Source organism: Gordonia polyisoprenivorans NBRC 16320 = JCM 10675 (assembly GCF_000241325.1).
Taxonomy (GTDB): domain Bacteria; phylum Actinomycetota; class Actinomycetes; order Mycobacteriales; family Mycobacteriaceae; genus Gordonia; species Gordonia polyisoprenivorans.
Map to the genome: position 1 here is coordinate 35,064 of NZ_BAEI01000019.1, position 16,976 is coordinate 52,039.

General features: G+C 64.5%; 19 protein-coding genes. 9 read left to right on the forward strand and 10 right to left on the reverse strand.

The window, feature by feature from the left end; genetic code table 11:
- Positions 1-9 precede the first annotated feature (9 nt).
- Both GOPIP_RS05575 and GOPIP_RS05580 read left to right on the forward strand, forming a co-directional pair.
- Positions 10-438, forward strand: a complete 429-nt coding sequence (locus GOPIP_RS05575) for a PPOX class F420-dependent oxidoreductase (RefSeq protein ID WP_006368598.1) — start codon at positions 10-12, stop codon at positions 436-438.
- 274 nt (positions 439-712) lie between these two features.
- Positions 713-1,129 carry a histone-like nucleoid-structuring protein Lsr2 gene (locus GOPIP_RS05580; RefSeq protein ID WP_210739690.1) on the forward strand — a complete coding sequence of 139 codons (417 nt, stop codon included), beginning with the start codon at positions 713-715 and terminating at the stop codon, positions 1,127-1,129.
- Positions 1,130-1,228: 99 nt separating this feature from the next.
- Here GOPIP_RS05580 and GOPIP_RS05585 read toward each other — a convergent pair whose 3' ends face one another.
- Positions 1,229-1,777, reverse strand: a complete 549-nt coding sequence (locus GOPIP_RS05585) for a DUF1990 domain-containing protein (RefSeq protein ID WP_108772678.1) — start codon at positions 1,775-1,777, stop codon at positions 1,229-1,231.
- A gap of 232 nt (positions 1,778-2,009) precedes the next feature.
- Here GOPIP_RS05585 and GOPIP_RS05590 point away from each other — a divergent pair, with 232 nt between their 5' ends.
- The 6 genes from GOPIP_RS05590 (at position 2,010) to GOPIP_RS05615 (ending at position 6,908) form a co-directional block, all read left to right on the forward strand.
- The gene (locus GOPIP_RS05590) at positions 2,010-2,228 is read left to right on the forward strand and encodes a hypothetical protein (RefSeq protein ID WP_006368601.1); all 219 of its coding nucleotides are present in this window, start codon (positions 2,010-2,012) and stop codon (positions 2,226-2,228) included.
- Between the two features lie 237 nt (positions 2,229-2,465).
- The gene (gene sigM / locus GOPIP_RS05595) at positions 2,466-3,059 is read left to right on the forward strand and encodes an RNA polymerase sigma factor SigM (protein WP_006368602.1); all 594 of its coding nucleotides are present in this window, start codon (positions 2,466-2,468) and stop codon (positions 3,057-3,059) included.
- Between the two features lie 127 nt (positions 3,060-3,186).
- Positions 3,187-3,954, forward strand: coding sequence for an RsmA family anti-sigma factor (locus GOPIP_RS05600; RefSeq protein WP_006368603.1), 768 nt, complete (start codon positions 3,187-3,189; stop codon positions 3,952-3,954).
- A gap of 165 nt (positions 3,955-4,119) precedes the next feature.
- Positions 4,120-5,115 carry a thioredoxin-disulfide reductase gene (gene trxB / locus GOPIP_RS05605; RefSeq protein WP_035727288.1) on the forward strand — a complete coding sequence of 332 codons (996 nt, stop codon included), beginning with the start codon at positions 4,120-4,122 and terminating at the stop codon, positions 5,113-5,115.
- A gap of 67 nt (positions 5,116-5,182) precedes the next feature.
- Entirely contained in the window at positions 5,183-5,521 is a 339-nt protein-coding gene (gene trxA, locus GOPIP_RS05610; protein ID WP_006368605.1) for a thioredoxin, read from the forward strand.
- A 226-nt stretch (positions 5,522-5,747) separates the two neighbouring features.
- The gene (locus GOPIP_RS05615) at positions 5,748-6,908 is read left to right on the forward strand and encodes an N-acetylmuramoyl-L-alanine amidase (RefSeq protein WP_006368606.1); all 1,161 of its coding nucleotides are present in this window, start codon (positions 5,748-5,750) and stop codon (positions 6,906-6,908) included.
- A 44-nt stretch (positions 6,909-6,952) separates the two neighbouring features.
- Here GOPIP_RS05615 and GOPIP_RS05620 read toward each other — a convergent pair whose 3' ends face one another.
- From GOPIP_RS05620 to rpmH, 9 genes are all read right to left on the reverse strand, one after another.
- Positions 6,953-7,810, reverse strand: coding sequence for a hypothetical protein (locus GOPIP_RS05620; RefSeq protein ID WP_006368607.1), 858 nt, complete (start codon positions 7,808-7,810; stop codon positions 6,953-6,955).
- Between the two features lie 164 nt (positions 7,811-7,974).
- Positions 7,975-9,066 carry a ParB/RepB/Spo0J family partition protein gene (locus GOPIP_RS05625; RefSeq protein ID WP_006368608.1) on the reverse strand — a complete coding sequence of 364 codons (1,092 nt, stop codon included), beginning with the start codon at positions 9,064-9,066 and terminating at the stop codon, positions 7,975-7,977.
- Positions 9,067-9,136: 70 nt separating this feature from the next.
- A complete protein-coding gene (locus tag GOPIP_RS05630) occupies positions 9,137-10,057 on the reverse strand; it encodes a ParA family protein (RefSeq protein ID WP_043457406.1) in 921 nt (306 codons plus the stop codon).
- Positions 10,058-10,228: 171 nt separating this feature from the next.
- Positions 10,229-10,879: a 16S rRNA (guanine(527)-N(7))-methyltransferase RsmG gene (gene rsmG, locus GOPIP_RS05635; protein ID WP_014362115.1), complete on the reverse strand. Its 651-nt coding sequence runs from the start codon at positions 10,877-10,879 to the stop codon at positions 10,229-10,231.
- Between the two features lie 314 nt (positions 10,880-11,193).
- Positions 11,194-11,754 carry a Jag family protein gene (locus tag GOPIP_RS05640; protein WP_035727266.1) on the reverse strand — a complete coding sequence of 187 codons (561 nt, stop codon included), beginning with the start codon at positions 11,752-11,754 and terminating at the stop codon, positions 11,194-11,196.
- A gap of 169 nt (positions 11,755-11,923) precedes the next feature.
- Positions 11,924-13,279 (reverse strand): membrane protein insertase YidC, encoded by a 1,356-nt coding sequence (yidC, locus tag GOPIP_RS05645; RefSeq protein ID WP_006368612.1) that lies wholly within the window; start codon positions 13,277-13,279, stop codon positions 11,924-11,926.
- A gap of 3 nt (positions 13,280-13,282) precedes the next feature.
- Positions 13,283-13,765: a membrane protein insertion efficiency factor YidD gene (yidD, locus tag GOPIP_RS05650; RefSeq protein WP_006368613.1), complete on the reverse strand. Its 483-nt coding sequence runs from the start codon at positions 13,763-13,765 to the stop codon at positions 13,283-13,285.
- Positions 13,762-14,199 (reverse strand): ribonuclease P protein component, encoded by a 438-nt coding sequence (gene rnpA, locus GOPIP_RS05655; RefSeq protein WP_026920443.1) that lies wholly within the window; start codon positions 14,197-14,199, stop codon positions 13,762-13,764. Before rnpA ends, yidD begins: the two co-directional genes overlap by 4 nt.
- Positions 14,200-14,254: 55 nt before the next feature.
- Entirely contained in the window at positions 14,255-14,398 is a 144-nt protein-coding gene (rpmH, locus tag GOPIP_RS28180; RefSeq protein WP_006368615.1) for a 50S ribosomal protein L34, read from the reverse strand.
- A gap of 605 nt (positions 14,399-15,003) precedes the next feature.
- Here rpmH and dnaA point away from each other — a divergent pair.
- A complete protein-coding gene (gene dnaA, locus GOPIP_RS05660; RefSeq protein ID WP_006368616.1) occupies positions 15,004-16,674 on the forward strand; it encodes a chromosomal replication initiator protein DnaA in 1,671 nt (556 codons plus the stop codon).
- Positions 16,675-16,976 lie beyond the last annotated feature (302 nt).

The following is a 16,976-nucleotide window of genomic DNA, read 5'->3' on the forward strand; positions in this document are numbered from 1 at the left end:
GATGGGGTGATGGCACACACCGAACTCGACGACCGGGTTGTCGCATTTCTCACCGAGGGCACGCGTACCGGAAAGGTGGCATTCGTCTCCGCGTCCGGACGAGCGCTCGTCGCGCCCATCTGGTTCATCGTGGATGACGGTGTCCTCGTGTTCAATACCGGGGCAGACACCGCAAAAGGGCGTGCGCTCAGTCGTGATCGGCGACTCACAATACTTGTCGACGACGAGCGTCCGCCCTTCTCCTTCGTTCAGGTCCAGGGCACCGCGGAGATCGGTGAGGATCCCGCCGATCTCCTCGATACCGCAACACGTATCGCTGCCCGATATATGGGGCCGGATCTCGCCGACGCGTACGGCAGGCGTAACGCGGTACCCGGCGAGCTCGTCGTCCGCCTCACGCCCACCAAGGTGAATGCGGTATTCGACATCGCCGACTGATCGCGGGACCGAATCTCTCGCCGGCGATTCGGTAGGGCACCACATAGTCGCCGATTTTCTTGCACTGCGCGGGAAATACGATGAGGCGCGTTTCGCTGAGAGCGTTCCAGAGTTGTCGAAAATTGTTGCACTGCAAGCTCATTGAAATACCGGGGACAATTTCGCGGATATCCGCGCCACCGGGCCGAGACGCCCGATTGACGCTGCTGCCGGCGTCGGGCGAGGGTTGCCGTCGGACGCCGTCGGCGTCCCTGCACGTGGCCAGTGCACACATATGCGACGTCTGGCCCGCGGCGTGCGTTATTCTCGTGGCGTGGCTAAAAGACAAGTTGTGTCGTTCATAGATGACCTCGACGGCCGTGAACTCGATATCGACGATGCTCACACCATTTCTTGGTCGTGGTCGGGCGTCGATTACCAGATCGATGTGTCGTCGGCGAATCTCGACAAGATCGAGAACGGTCGGGTTCCGGTCGCCAAACTACTCGAGGTGTCGACCCGGGTCGGTGGCCGCAAGCAGTCGACCGCGCCGAAGGTCAGTACCCCCGCGGCGAGCTCGGAATCGTCGTCGAGTTCAGCACGTCCGTCCACCAAGGTGATTCGCGAGTGGGCGCAGGAAGCGGGTTACGAGGTGCCGCTGCGTGGCCGACTCCCGAAGGAAATCCTCGAGGCTTACGACGCGGCAAACTGACCTGCACCCCAAATCCCACGATTATCGAACTGACCCGGTACCTGATTCGCGACGTCGACCGACGTCGGGGTACCGGGTCTTTTCTACGGTGGATACCCGTCACGCCTGTAATGCGCGGCCGTATCGCCGGGTGATCGCATCCTGGAGCGCGGCGGCCACAGGTCGGCCGAGCCTGGTCATGAGGGTGGCCGGCCTCGAAAAGGCGTTGATCGACAACTGAACCGACTCGTCGGACATCAGACGCAGTTCGAATCGTTCCTCACCCATTTCCGGGTGCCCGGGCAGCGTCCCGTAGGTGAACCCGGCCATGTCCTCATCGGACTCCACCGCGACGATAGCCACGGGTGCCCGCACGGCATTCACCCTCCCGATCCGTAGGCCCAATATCGCCACCGCATCGTCGGTGATGGTGGGATGCGACGCGGCGACCGCGATATTCGCGCGCAGTTGGATCTGCCAGGACAGCATGGCCTCACGCGCCACTTCGAAATGATCACGGCCGCTGCCCAGTTGCGTCCGCAGGCGGACGTGTCGATAGCCGGTGGGTGTCACTCCGGTCGTCTCGCCGACCTCCGAATAGGTGAATTCTTCGGCGCGCAGACGTCGTACTTCGACATCGTCGAGGAGGCGCAGCCGGGCGCGGGACACCTCCCGACTGTAGCCCCGAACGGTGTGAAAGCGCTGGCGCACAGCGATTTCCGGGAGCGTGCGGCGTGTGTGTCGTGGACGCCGCATGGCCGCTCCGGGACCGGACTCGGCGTGGTGATCTTGCTCACGTCTATGCAAATGAAGTAGTGAAGCCCGACTATCTGATATTTAATCTCCGTCGGAGTGCGCGACCGGGCAACGGGCTTGATCCGCGCTCTGGGGGGAGCGCACCATGCGGACTTTCTTTCTCTACCGTCACATCGACGTATCCGGGGTGACCGGCACCGGTGTGGTCGCCGAGGGCGTCGAATTCACCGACGGAAGCGTGGCGATCCACTGGGTGGCCGGCGAACACCGCTCGACGGCGGTGTGGGGCGGGATCGCCGATGTCGAGGCGGTTCATGGTCATGACGGTGCGTCAACGATCCAATGGACAACGCCGGCCGGGTAGCGAGCTCGAGTGCGTCTCCGCGCAGGTTCGGCTGCGCCGCAGGCACTTCCGTCGGTTGTGCAGCAGGTGAATCAAGTCGATGACATCGACATTCGATGACACCGCCTGCGGTGCGGCACTCGGTCGCGGGGCCCGAGGAACCTCGATTGATCCAGGTCTCCCCACCGTCGGTGCGGTTGTCCACAAGCACCGCACCACGACTATCCCGGCACACCCGCGCCCACTACGCTCGATCCCATGTCCGGGGGGACCCACTCGCCACAGGGCGACACACGCAGCGACGAGCAACTGCTCGCCGCGCACACCCATGGCGATCCCACCGCATTCACCACACTCATCACCCGACACCACACGTACCTGTGGAATGTCGCCCTGCGCACCACCCGAGACCCCGACGATGCCGCCGACGCCCTGCAGGAGGCACTGTTGTCGGCTCACCGGACCGCGGGCTCCTTTCGCGCCGAGGCACGTGTATCGAGCTGGTTGCATCGCATCGTGGTCAACGCTTCGCTGGATCGACTGCGGCGCAACGCGGCTCGCCGCACTGTGCCGCTACCGGAGTTCGACACCGCGATTCTCACCGATCACACCGACGACTATCAGCGCGTCGACCTGACCGAGACGATCTCTCGAGCGCTCGACGAATTGCCGTCCGGTCAGCGGGCGGCGGTCCTCGCACTCGACGTCGAGGGTTACTCCATCTCGGAGGCGGCGCAGTTGCTCGGCGTGCCCGAGGGCACGATCAAGAGTCGGAGTTCGCGCGGACGGCTGCGCCTGGCCAAACTGCTCGGTCATCTCCGTCACGAGTCACTGCAGGACGAGTCGGAGTGAGGCCGGGCGTGAACTTTGTCTCGAACGCCATGGAACCCCTGGAGGTCCTGCTGCGTCCAACTATTCGTGGGTCCCATCACGACCGGGTTCCCACCGGGTACAGCGACACGACACGAGGGGAGCGCGGATGACCGACGATGACCTGCGCTCTGCAGGATCACCGCGCTTTCCGGATCCACCGTATTCCGTGGATCTGCTGACCGATCTCGATGCCGGCGTACTCGAACCCGATGTCGCCGCGCACATCCGTTCCCGACTTGCCGACGACTCCGGAGCTCGGGAGGTTCTCGCGGCATTGGAGGGTCTGCGCGTCGATCTGCGCGATCTTCCGGTGCCCGAGCAGCCCGTTCCCGAGTGGGTCGACGCGCGCACGCAGCAAACGCTCGCCCGAATCGCCGCCGAGGTCGGCAGCGGAAGTGACATCACACCGCTCGCGCGCCGGCGGCCGCTGCGCTCTGCCCCGCGGGCGGCGGCTCTGCTCTCGGTGGCCGCAGCCGTCCTCGTTGCCGTCATCGTGGGTGTCGTCCTGGTCAGCCACTCGGCCCGTACCGGCGCTCCGTCTACCGGTGCACAGGCCGACGGCACCCGCACGGCGAGTTCGTCCCTTGCGCCCTCCGTCGCCGCGCCTGGTGCCGCAGCAGCGCTGTCGGTGCTCGGCCGGACCGACGGTGCACCATTCGCCTCCACAGCCGCATTACGCCGGTGCACCGCTGCAAACGGTGTCGCTGCCGAGACACCGGTGCTGGGGTCGGGACCGGTGATGGTCAACGGTGTCCGCCAGGTGGTGATCCTGCTCGCCACCGGGACGGCCGGGCGGTTCCTGGCGCTCGTGGTCGGCCCCGAGTGTGATTCCGGCAATCCGGCCACGATCTCCCGCGCGATCATCGGGGGATGATCCCGCCGAGAACGCCCGGGTATATCGTTCGTCAACCATGCAGCCGAAACGCCCGATCGCGCGTCGTGGGGCCGACGCGTCGGGGAACATGTCCGCATACCCTTGTGTTGAATGCCAGGTACGTGCGGCTCACCGGGCCGGCGCGTCGATGACACGGAGGACGAATTGACCCAGTCAGACAACCAGCAGATCCACGAGCTGATCATCGTCGGATCCGGGCCTGCCGGTTACACCGCGGCGGTGTATGCGGCTCGCGCCGAACTCGCCCCGCTCGTCTTCGAGGGAACTCAGTTCGGCGGCGCTCTGATGACGACCACAGAGGTGGAGAACTTCCCGGGGTTCCAGAACGGCATCCAGGGTCCGGCACTGATGGACGAGATGCGCGAGCAGGCGATCCGCTTCGGCGCCGACCTCCGCATGGAGGACGTCGATGAGCTCCGGCTCGACGGCGACATCAAGGAGGTCGTGGCTTCCGGTGAGACCCACCGCGCCCGCGCGGTCATCCTCGCGATGGGTGCCGCTGCGCGGTACCTCGGTATCGAAGGAGAGCAAGAGTTGCTCGGCCGCGGCGTCTCGGCCTGCGCGACCTGCGACGGCTTCTTCTTCAAAGACCAGGACATCGCGGTCATCGGCGGCGGTGACTCGGCGATGGAAGAGGCCACATTCCTCACCAAGTTCGCGCGATCGGTGACCCTGATCCACCGCCGGGAGGAGTTCCGGGCCTCGCGCATCATGCTCGATCGTGCCCGCAACAACGACAAGATCCGGTTCGTCACCAACGCGGCGGTCAAGTCCGTCATCGGCGACGGATCGGTTACGGGTCTCGAACTCATCGACACCCGCAGTGGCGACACCCAGACAGTGGATGTGACCGGCATGTTCGTCGCCATCGGCCACGACCCGCGTAGCGAACTCGTGCGCGGCCAGGTCGATCTCGATTCCGACGGATACGTCCAGGTCCAGGGCCGGACCACCTACACGTCGCTGCCCGGCGTCTTCGCCGCGGGCGATCTCGTCGACCACACCTATCGGCAGGCCATCACCGCGGCGGGCAGCGGATGCGCTGCGGCGATCGACGCCGAGCGGTGGTTGGCCGAACAGGGCGACATCGACCCCACCCCGGTCGAGGCCGACGTGCTGGTCGTCGACGCACACAGCTGACCCGGCCGCACCCGCCACCCGAGCCCGAGCCTCATCAACCCCAGACTCATCACAGGAGGACATCACCATGGGAGCAAATACCGTCGCCGTCACCGACGCCACGTTCAAGGACGCCGTACTCGGCTCCGACAAGCCGGTGCTCGTCGACTTCTGGGCCACCTGGTGCGGACCGTGCCGCATGGTGGCACCGGTTCTCGAGGAGATCGCCGACGCACACAGCGACAAGTTGACCGTCGCGAAACTCGACGTCGACGCGAACCCGGCGACCGCCCGTGATTTCCAGATCATGTCGATCCCGACGTTGATCCTGTTCGAGAACGGACAGCCCACCAAGACCATCGTCGGCGCGAAGGGCAAAGCCGCATTGTTGCGCGAGCTGGATTCGGTGGTCGGCACCAACGCCTGACATCGTTCGCCCGACATCGTTGGAGATGGCATAACGACAGGCACGGTCACCGACATTCGACCTGGTGACGGTGCCTGTCGCTACATTGTGACCTGATCCGGTTTGGCCCACATCGGTCGAACTGAAAGAATGCTCGTGGTTCTGCCGAGTGCGTTTCCGTGAGTACCGGCGTCGAATCGCGATCCGCACGGACACTGATTGTTCGTCGCGACCAAGGAGTCTGAAGATGCCACAATTCCGACTGGGTGATCAGGGCTCGGCAGTCGCCGAAATCCGTTCGATCCTCGCCGGACAGGGTCTTCTCAGCACCACTCACGGCCGACACGCCGCCGAAGCCGACACGCCGGGTGACACTTTCGATGCCGACACCGACCAAGCGGTGCGGGCCTTCCAGCAGCAGCGCGGCCTCATCGTCGACGGCATCGTCGGACCCGCGACCTACCGCGCGCTGCGCGAGGCCTCCTATCAGCTCGGTGCACGTGTGCTCGCGTTCCGTTTCTCGGCGCCGATGGTCGGCGATGACGTCGCACAGCTGCAGAACCGCCTACAGAACCTCGGCTACTACACCGCGCTGGTCGACGGTGTCTTCGGTGAGACAACCCACAACGCTGTCTGTCTCTATCAGAGCGAATACGGGCTCTTCGCCGACGGAATCTGCGGGCCCGCCACCCTGCGTTCTCTCGAACGCCTCGGTACCCGGGTGACCGGTGGGTCGCCTCTCGCCATCCGCGAAGAAGAGCACGTTCGTCGTTCGGGTCCCCGATTGTCCGGCAAGCGCATCGTGATCGATCCGGGATCCGGTGGGCTGCATGACCTTTCGACCGGTGATCTCGCCGACACAGAAAGTCGCCTGCTGTGGGATCTCGCTGCCCGCCTCGAAGGCCGGATGGCGGCCGCCGGCATGGAGACCTTTTTGTCACATGACGGCAGGGGACGGCCCACCGATGAGGAGCGCGCCCGGGTCGCGAACATGATCGACGCCGATGTCATGATCTCCCTCCGCGTCGGGCATTACCCGAACTCGGCCGCGAACGGCGTGGCGGCCTTCTACTTCGGTAACAGCCACGGATCGTTCTCCACAATCGGCCGCAACCTGGCCGGCTTCGTCCAACGCGAGGTCGCCGCACGGACCCCGTTGACGGACTGCCGCACTCACGAACGCACGTGGGAGCTGTTGCGGCTCACCAGGATGCCGGTCATCATCCTCGACGTCGGCTACATCACCAACCCCGACGACGCTCGGGTCCTCGAGGACGCCGACTACCGCAACGTCATCGCGGAGGCGATCCTCGTCGCGGTCAAGCGACTGTATCTGCTCGGCGACGACGATCGCCCCACAGGGACCTACACCTTCGCCGATCTCCTTGCCGCCGAAGAGATCTCCTGAACCGACGCGGTAAATCACCGCGCCACTTGGCTTTTCGTAGCGGTCTAGAGTCGGCGTCCTACCGGGGCGAAGGTTCGTTCCCGTCCCGTCATGTCGATCGCCGCCATCACGACCAGTTTCTCCAGAGCTCCCTCGACCTCCGACTTCCACCCCAGACCTTCATCGAGCTCCAACCGCAGCCGGGGGAAGCGGGCGTGAGATGCAACGACATCGAATCCCGATGCTTTCAGGAAGGCGGCGTCGAGCAGACATCGAGTGCACAGATCGGGCTGCGGGTTGTCGAGGATTTCACGCGCGACGCTGACGATCTCCTCATCGGACCATTCACTGATGTCGCGCATTCCCGGAGTCGCATCAGGCGTCGGGTTCCGGCGCGCCGTGCCGGATCCAGTACCGTCCGGTCCGCCGCCACGAACCAATCCGAATGCCTCGACCGCGCGAACACCGCGACGCATGAGGTCGACGAGCACCGCATCGAGTAGGGGAGTGGCCACCTCCTCATAACCGGGCTCCACCTGGATGGAAGTGAGGAGAATGGCGTCGGCGCTGACCGGCGACGTCGGGAACAACCGAGATCGTGGGACACGGCCGGGCGGTGCATAGAAGGCTGTGCCGACGATGACTCCGGTCGCCGGATCGGTGGCGAGCTGACCGCACGCACCCCACTCCAAGAGCACCGAGGAGATCCAGGCTTCCTTGTCGAACTCGCTCTCGAACGGAGCGCGGGCCACGCCACGACCGACGATCTCGCCGCGACCTACCACCTCGGTATGCCCCGCGGACTCGGGTTGATCCAGCGGGCCGGCCATGCCGGGGTCGACCTCCCAGAAGACACACCGACGCGCATGCGGAGGTAGTGACTCGAACGACTCGAGAGTCAGCCGCGAGACCACCGGTTCCATGTCAGCTCATCCGTCCCATCGCCACATTGCCGTCGGAAGCCGCAGTCACACCGAAACCGATTGTGCTGTAACGATATTCGATGTTCATCGTTCCGCGTTCACGTTGTTGCGTCACAGTGACGTTACTCCCGAGGGTGGTTGGTCGTGGAAAATCGTCGGCGAAATCACTTACCCGGATCGATCACTCCAACGATTCGCTGGAGGTCGTCCACCGAACCGAACTCGACGACGATCTTGCCTTTTCGCTTACCCAAACTGACCGTGACGCGAGTGTCCAGACGATCCGACAGGCGTTCGGCAAGGTCTTGGAGACCGGGCATCTGCATCGGTTTGCGCTTGGAGGTCGGTGAGGGGGCCGTCGATCCGCCGTCACGGTTCTCGAGAGTGACCGCTTCTTCGGTCGCACGGACCGACAGTCCCTCGGCGACGATGCGCGCCGCCAACGCCTCCTGAGCATCACTTCCGGTCTCGAGAGACAACAGCGCGCGCGCATGTCCGGCGGACAGGACCCCGGCCGCGACACGTCGCTGGACCGGAATGGGTAGCTTCAGCAGCCTGATCATGTTGGTGATCACCGGGCGCGATCGACCGAGTCGGGCGGCCAACTCCTCATGTGTCACGTCGAACTCTTCGAGGAGTTGTTGATACGCGGCCGCCTCTTCGAGCGGATTCAGCTGCGCGCGGTGAATGTTCTCCAGGAGTGCGTCGCGGAGCATGTCACCGTCGGGCGTCTCCCGAACGATCGCCGGGATCGCATCGAGGCCGGCCTCTTGACTGGCTCGCCACCGACGTTCGCCCATGACGATCTGGAACTCGACACCGTCGGCGGTGGGAGCGGGCAACTTGCGAACCACGATCGGCTGCATGAGACCGAACTCGCGGATCGAATGAATCAACTCGTTCAGCGCATCCTCGTCGAAGACGGTCCGCGGCTGATGCGGGTTCGGCTGAATGAGCTTCGGTGGGATCTCCCGGTACACCGCGCCGACCTCATCGGGTGTGCCGATCGGAGCCGGGGGAGTGGATGCACCTGGCGCGTCGGCACCGTTGGCTGTGGCCGCAGCGGTCTTCTGGCTCGGTGCGCCTGCCGATGACGCTGCCGAACCCCCGCCGTTTCCGGTGCCGATCACGACGTCGGCTGCGGCAGCTCCGAGCTTCGGAGCGGTCGGGTCCTCGTCGGTGGGACCGGTCGGGATCAATGCCGCCAAACCGCGGCCGAGTCCACCACGTCGGTGTGCGGTCTCTTTCTGACTCACTGGATTCCTCTCGGGCAAGGCGGGCTGACACTCTCGGGTGACATTCGGTATCAGGCGGTATCAGGCGGTATCAGGGCACGGGCGCCGTGTCGGCGCGCATCGCGAGTTCTCGGGCAGCGTCGAGGTAACTCATTGATCCACGTGAACCCGGGTCGTATTCGATGATCGTCATCCCGTATCCGGGTGCCTCGGAGACCTTGACGCTTCGAGGGATGATCGTGGACAAGACTTTCTCGCCGAAGTGTCGGCGGACTTCCTCGGCCACCTGGTCGGCAAGCTTTGTGCGTCCGTCGTACATGGTGAGGAGGATCGTGGACACGTGGAGCTCTTTGTTGAGATGTGCCTGGACCAACTCGATGTTGCGGAGCAACTGCCCGACACCTTCAAGCGCGTAGTACTCACATTGGATGGGAATGAGCACCTCGCGCGCCGCGACCATCGCGTTGACGGTCAGCAGACCGAGTGACGGCGGGCAGTCGATGAAGACATAGTCGAAGCCGAACTCCGCCATCGCCTCGTCGTTCAACGCATTCCGAAGGCGGTTTTCACGTGCGACGAGAGAAACCAACTCGATCTCGGCACCGGCAAGGTCAAGCGTTGCGGGGACACAGTAGAGGTTCTCGTTGCTCGGACTCTGTTTGATCGCCTCGCGGACCCCGACTTCTCCGAGGAGCAGTTCGTACACCGAGGCAATGTCGGGCGCGCGATGATCGATTCCGAGCGCGGTACTGGCGTTGCCCTGAGGATCGAGATCGACGACAAGGACACGGAGGCCGTGGACAGCCAGTCCCGCTGCAAGGTTGACGGCTGTCGTCGTCTTGCCGACGCCACCCTTCTGGTTGGCAACCGTCAGGACGCGGGTCTCCCGCGGGCGGGGTAGCCGCCCAGCCGCACCGGGTGTCAGCACCTGGCTGGCTCGGGCGGCCGCGGCGGCGATAGGTGTGTCGTCCAACGATGCCTCCAAGGCCGTCGAAGTAGTGGGAGAGATGATGCGAGGGTCCGATGCGCTCTTGCTTGGGGAGACGGTTTCACGTGAAACGTTGCGATCTTGCTGGACCACGCGGGGACTCCTTCGACCGACCAATGGGGTGTCATCACCAGAGATCTCCGAGCCACTTGATGACGCTCTTCTATTCTGCGCCCTGCGACCGATCCGCACCAATTACCTCCCTGACCCACGAGAGTCCGATCGGCTACGCCGATCAACCCGCTTCTTCTTGGATGACTGCGACCCGCTGACACGATCATTTCGGACGCCTACGACAACCGTAGTCGGCGGTTCGATCACGCCGACACCACACTGTCGTACCTCGAGATCGATCAGCCCTCGGCGCGATGCAGCCATGCGGTCCCGCTCGATCTCGTCGGACGCTGTCGATCCCTTGATCGCCACCAGCCGCCCGCCGGGTCGAATCAGTGGAGCAGACCACGAAGCCAAACGGTCCAGTGGCGCGACCGCACGCGACGTCACCACATCGGCGAGCCCTACCTCAGCTCGCACTGCTCGCTCCTCGGCGCGACCCCTGACGACCGTGACGTCCAGCCCGAGAGACGCGACGACCTCTTCCAGGAACGTTGTTCGTCGTAGGAGGGGCTCGACGAGCGTGATGCGGAGATCGGGTCGTGCCAAGGCCAGTGGGATGCCCGGCAAGCCGGCGCCGCTACCAATGTCGATGACGTACTCCCCGTCGGCGATGACCTCACCGAGTACCCCACAATTGACGATATGGCGATCCCATAGGCGCGGTACTTCCCGCGGCCCGATGAGGCCACGCGTGATGCCGTCGGTCGCGAGCATCTCGCGATACCGCATCGCCAGTTCTAGCCGCTCCTCGAACACCGCATGGGCCGATGGGGGAGGGGAGGGGTGCGCACCGTCGTCGGGCGCGGCACTGCCGCTCTCATGTTTCACGTGAAACGCGATCCTTCCGTTTGTCTTCCCCACGCCACATGTTCCACGTGAAACACGGACCTTCGCCGCGGAGAACATCACAGCACCAGGAATTACAGATGTGTAATTAGCAGGGCCAGAAATGACGAAGTCCCGGCGCTAAGCCGGGACTTCGTCACTACCGACCTCATGGTCGACTTCATGGCACCGAGCATGCCGCGTGCCGCGGCTGATCGTCAGTCGACCTTGATGACGACGACCTTACGCTTGGGTTCAACGCCCTCACTCTCGCTGATGACGCCATCCACAGCCGCGACGGCGTCATGCACAATCTTCCGCTCGAACGGGGTCATCGGATCCAGCGCTTCGCGGCCGCCACTGTCCCGGACTCGCTCGGCCACCTCGGTCCCAAGACGCGCCAGCCGATCGCGGCGGTCCGCCCGCCACCGTGCGATGTCGAGCATGAGCCGGCTACGGTCGCCGGTCACCTGCTGGACCGCGAGACGCGTCAGCTCCTGCAGCGCGTCAAGAACCTCACCCTTGCGGCCGACGAGCTTCGCGAGATCGTCGCCACCGTCGATGCTCACCACCGCGCGGTCCCCGTCGACGTCGAGATCGATGTCGCCGTCGAAGTCCAACACGTCCAGGAGCTGCTCGAGATAATCGCCGGCGATCTCTCCCTCTTCGAAGAGACGGTCGCCGTCGTCCTCAGCACCGTCGTCCTCAGCACCGGTCTCTTCCGACTCGGCGACCTCAGGTTCCGCAACTCCGGACTCCTTGACGTCCGACTCGGTCACAGGAGATTCAGTCTCAGAAGACTCGGTCACTTCGGGTTCCGTCACATCTGATTCGCCGTGCGTCGCGGTCTCAGCTGTCATCTCGGTTCCACCTTCTTACTCGTACTTGCGATGTCTGGCGCGGTCGCCGGTATGACCCGGCCCGTGATGGGGGAGTACTGCAAACGGTTCAGCGCCGGCCGCCCTTGCGGCCGCCTCGCTTTCCGCCCTTCTTCGACCCCTGATTTTTTGGCCTGGCTCCCGACCCTCCGGAAGTCTGCGCCGCAGGTTTCTGTCCCGGCTTCGGCTTGGCGGGTGCGGACCCATTCCCGTTCCCCGTGGAACCGGACGACCCAAAACCAGACGCCCCAGAACCGGACGCGCCTGCCGCCTCGGACTCAGTCGCGGCCGCGGATGTCGAGGCGTCAGCTTTCGAGTCCTCATGTTTCGAGCCACTCGCCTTCGCACTGCCGGCCCCACCGATCCCGAGCGCCTTGGTGAGTCGTTCCATCAGCGATGCGTTCTTGGTGCTCTCCGCCGAGTTGTCGGAAGCCTCTTCCGCACCGTCGGCTTTCTCGAGGTCCACACCGTTCTCCGACCCCTGACCGTCACCGAGTTTCTTGGTGCGGTCCGGTTTGACCCCGGGTTTGGGAGCGTTGGCCTTCAACTTCTCTTGTTTGGCCAGTCGGGCCTCTTCTTCTTCCCTGGCGATGCGACCGAAGACGAGGTGCTGCTGCCCGTAGGTCCAGACGTTGTTGCTCATCCAGTACAGGAGGATCGCGACGGGGAAGAATGCGCCGGTGACCAAGATGCCGAGCGGGAAGATGTACAGCGCGAGCATGTTCATCATCCGGGTTTGCGGATTCTCGAGCGCGGCCTCGGGTTGACGTGCGACCGACGCCCGGGAGTTCATGTGGGTCGCGATGGACGCGATGATCATCATCGGGATGACGACGATGGCGATGTCGACTCGCGTGAAGTCAATCGGCTGCCCCGGCTGGACGAACGCCGCCCACTCGGTCTTCGGCTCGGTGATGAACGACGACAGCGGCACCCCGAACAGGCGAGCGTCGAGGAAGTTCTGCACCTGGTCGACGTTGAAGATGTAGTTGCCGACCGACCGTGTTTCCTCGGGCGACATGCCGAGCTGACCCATACCGTGTGCGGTGCGGTTGAACGACCGCAGCACGTGGAACAGGCCGATGAACACGGGGACCTGCAGCAGCATCGGGAGGCAGCCGAGCAGGGGATTGAACCCGTGCTCCTTTTGCAGCTTCTGCATCTCCTCGGTCATCTTGACCCGATCCTTGGCGTACTTCTTGCGGATCGCCTGCAGCTGTGGGTTGATCTCCTGCATCTTCTTCGTGGTGCGGATCTGCTTCACGAAGGGCTTGTAGAGAATCGCACGCAGGGTGAACACGAGGAACACCACCGACAGTGCCCAGGCGACGCCGTTACCGCCGGGAGAGTCCGGCGTGATGAAGTCGAACAGCCAGTGCCAGAACCACATGATCGCGGATACCGGCCAATAGATGAAGTTCAGCACGGGTCAGCTATCCCTCACTTCCATAGATGCGCGTACGCCGTCGTCGGCGATGCGATACGACGTTTCCGCCGCGTCCGATTGAGAAAGGTCGTCCGATTGAGAAAGGTCTCCGTGAGCGACGTCGCTCTGCGCGCCATCACGCCGCGTCACCTGCGAGGGCACCGGCGGATGGCGGAATCCTCGATCGGGGACAGGGTCATAGCCGGGCTTGTGCCACGGTCCGCACTTGAGCAGCCGGATCACCGCCAGCGCACCGCCGTGGAAGAACCCGTGTCGGGTCAACGCCTCGACCGCATATGCCGAGCAGGTCGGCTCGAACCGACATGTCGGCAGTCGCAGGGGCGACACCCAGGTGCGATACAGCTCGATGACAAAGATCAGCGCGCGCCGCGGGAACAGATGGATCCATCGCATGACCCGCGTTGACCGCGAGTCCTCGATGGCGGTGGGCGTGCAGCAGTGGGGGAGGGGCTCGACATCGGTCATGCCGACACCCCGGCGCCGGCGACGTCGACCCCTGCGGAACGCGCTGCAAGCTCGCGAACACGCTTACGTCCCATCACTTCTCGCAGCTGATCGGCCAGTTCGTCACTGGAGCGATGTGCGGCGCCCGGGAGGGCGCGGACGACGACGAAGGTCTCGGTGGCCGGAACCCGCCCGCGGACATCGCGGAAGGCCGCGCGCAGCCGACGGGCCACTCGATGCCGAACCACTGCGGGGCCGACGGACTTGCTGACGATCAGCCCCAGCCAGGGCCCGCCGGACATCGCCACCTGGGTACGACGTCCCGACGGGTCCGGCCAGATCGACGGCACCACGGCGACGCTGACCACAAGATCACGCGTCGAGGTCCGCACACCGCGTTTCAGCGTGCGGGAGAAGTCGGATCCACGAGAGATCCCATGTTGGGCCGACATCATCGAACAACACGAAGCCGGCCGGACTTGTGGTCACGACCGGCAGCGCAAGTCGAGATCAGGCCGTGAGCTTCGCGCGGCCCTTGCTGCGACGGCTGTTGACGATGGCACGACCCGCACGGGTGCGCATACGCAGCCGGAAGCCGTGCACGCGTGCGCGACGACGATTGTTGGGCTGGAAAGTCCGCTTTCCCTTGGCCACGGTGACTCCTTGTGCTCGGTGACATGGGCACGCCGATGGCTCGCGTTCCCACATCCTGTGGTGGTCTCTGCTTATCCTGACGCGGTGCCGGACTAGTGCCGGGGTGGTGGCGCCCCCCGCACCGACGCCGAGTGCTCGACGACGCTGCTGATGACGTGATCCACCGCAAATCCGCAACCTGGATGACCAGTCGAGAGTACGGGAGTGAACCCGGCCAAATCAAACGAGCACCGATCGTGCAGGCCAGCCCGACGCGTTCCCCCGATCGGAGGATCGACCGCTCGTTTCCTTTGTCGGCGCCCGATCAGGTCTGTTACGGTTTCGCCAGGCACGTCCCATTGACGCCAGTCACATCCCATTGACGGTATACGGTGACCACGACCCGCAGCGCCGATCTTCCATCTCCTTTTATTCACAGATGTGGATAAGTGTGTGGACAAGTCCGCCCGACCCCGCCAAGGTGGTATCCGTCCACCCCCGACCGACCCCCGCCGATGCTGGTAGTTTCGTCGGAGGCGGAAGCCGGTAGGGCACGCCGCCGGCCTTCGCAGCAGTGATGAAGAGCAGGCGTCGGTGGTGAGCAGGCGTCGAGCAGGAGGGTCAGTGTGACATCGGATCGCGACTCCTTCGGCGAGGTCTGGAAGCAGGTTGTCGCCGAACTCAACGATGACGCCGCCCATCATGAGCCTCTCAGCCGTCAGCAGAAGGCCTGGCTGTCCCTCGTTCAGCCACTGACGCTGGCCGAGGGATTCGCCCTGCTGGCCGTGCCGACACCACTGGTTCAGGAACAGATCGAACGCAATCTGCGCGACACGATCCGCACCACATTGAGTCGTCATCTCGGCCAGCCCGTGGACCTCGGGGTGCGGACCGCCACGCCCGCGCCACTCGAGGAGACACCCGATCCGGCAACCACCGATTCGGTCGGCTCCGGTGCCTCCACCAATCCGATTCCCTTGTCTCACACGGCATTCGACGAATCCGGGCCCGGCCGCCCGATCGATCCGTCGGCGCCCGGTCGCCCGTCCCCCGACGGATCGGGACCGTTGGCGGGACAGGGTTTCGCGGGCCGAGAGCACCGAGCACCGTCCGATTCGTTCCCGCACCCGACTCCGACCGGCGCCGGCTACTCCGGCGCAACCGATTCCTCCGGTCCGGGCGCGCCGAACGCGACCCCCGGCGCCGAGTGGTCGTCGTATTTCGCCGAGCGACCCACCACCTCCACCGCCTCCGCATCGGGAACGCCGGTCAGTCTGAACCCGAAGTACACCTTCGACACCTTCGTGATCGGCGCGTCGAATCGATTCGCGCACGCCTCGGCCGTCGCCGTCGCCGAGGCGCCCGCACGCGCCTACAACCCGTTGTTCATCTGGGGCGAGTCGGGGCTGGGCAAGACCCACCTGCTCCATGCCGCGGGCCACTACGCCCAGCGTCTGTTCCCGGGCATGCGGGTCAAGTACGTCTCCACCGAAGAATTCACCAACGACTTCATCAACTCCCTGCGCGACGATCGGCGGGTCGCGTTCAAACGCCGCTACCGCGATGTCGACGTCCTCCTCGTCGACGACATCCAGTTCCTGATCGGCAAGGAAGGTATCCAGGAGGAGTTCTTCCACACCTTCAACACGCTGCACAACACCAGCAAGCAGATCGTCATCTCCTCGGATCGCCCGCCGAAACAGCTTGCGACACTCGAGGATCGGCTCCGCACTCGATTCGAGTGGGGCCTGATCACCGATGTGCAGCCGCCGGATCTGGAGACCCGGATCGCGATCCTTCGCAAGAAGGCCCAGATGGACAACATCGCGGTCCCCGACGATGTGCTCGAGCTCATCGCGTCGAAGATCGAACGCAACATCCGCGAGCTCGAGGGTGCTCTCATCCGGGTCACCGCATTCGCGTCGCTGAACAACACCGAGCTCGACAAATCACTGGCCGACGTCGTGCTGCAGGCGTTGCTGCCCAACTCCGGCACCATCGAGATCAGCGCCGCCGGCATCCTCGCCATCACCGCCGAGTACTTCGACATCTCCGTCGACGAACTCCGCGGCCCCGGCAAGACCCGAGCGATCGCCCAGGCCCGGCAGATCTCGATGTACCTGTGCCGCGAGCTCACCGACCTCTCCCTGCCCAAGATCGGTGAGACCTTCGACCGCGACCACACCACGGTCATGTACGCCGAACGCAAGATCCGCAAGGAGATGGCCGAGCGGCGCAAGGTCTACGACCACGTGCAGGAACTCACCGCCCGCATCAAGCAGCGCGCCGACCGCTGACCCGGTTGGGCACGGGTCACCGACCCCACGGGCATCAACTCTCAACTCACACGCGAGCCTTCTGTGGTTCCGACGCGCCGTCCTCACCCACGGATCTCCGAGCTCTCGACGCCGGAAATCCGTGCCCGCCGCCCTGTGGATGGACCTTGGGATCGAGCCCGCAGATATGTGCATCGAAGGTGGACAGGAATCGAACAACACTCGTCATCCACATCAACCGCGCCGCACCTCCACGGCTCATCCCACGACTGTGCACACCCCGATCAGGCACATGGCCTGCTCAAACACCACGATCTCCACAG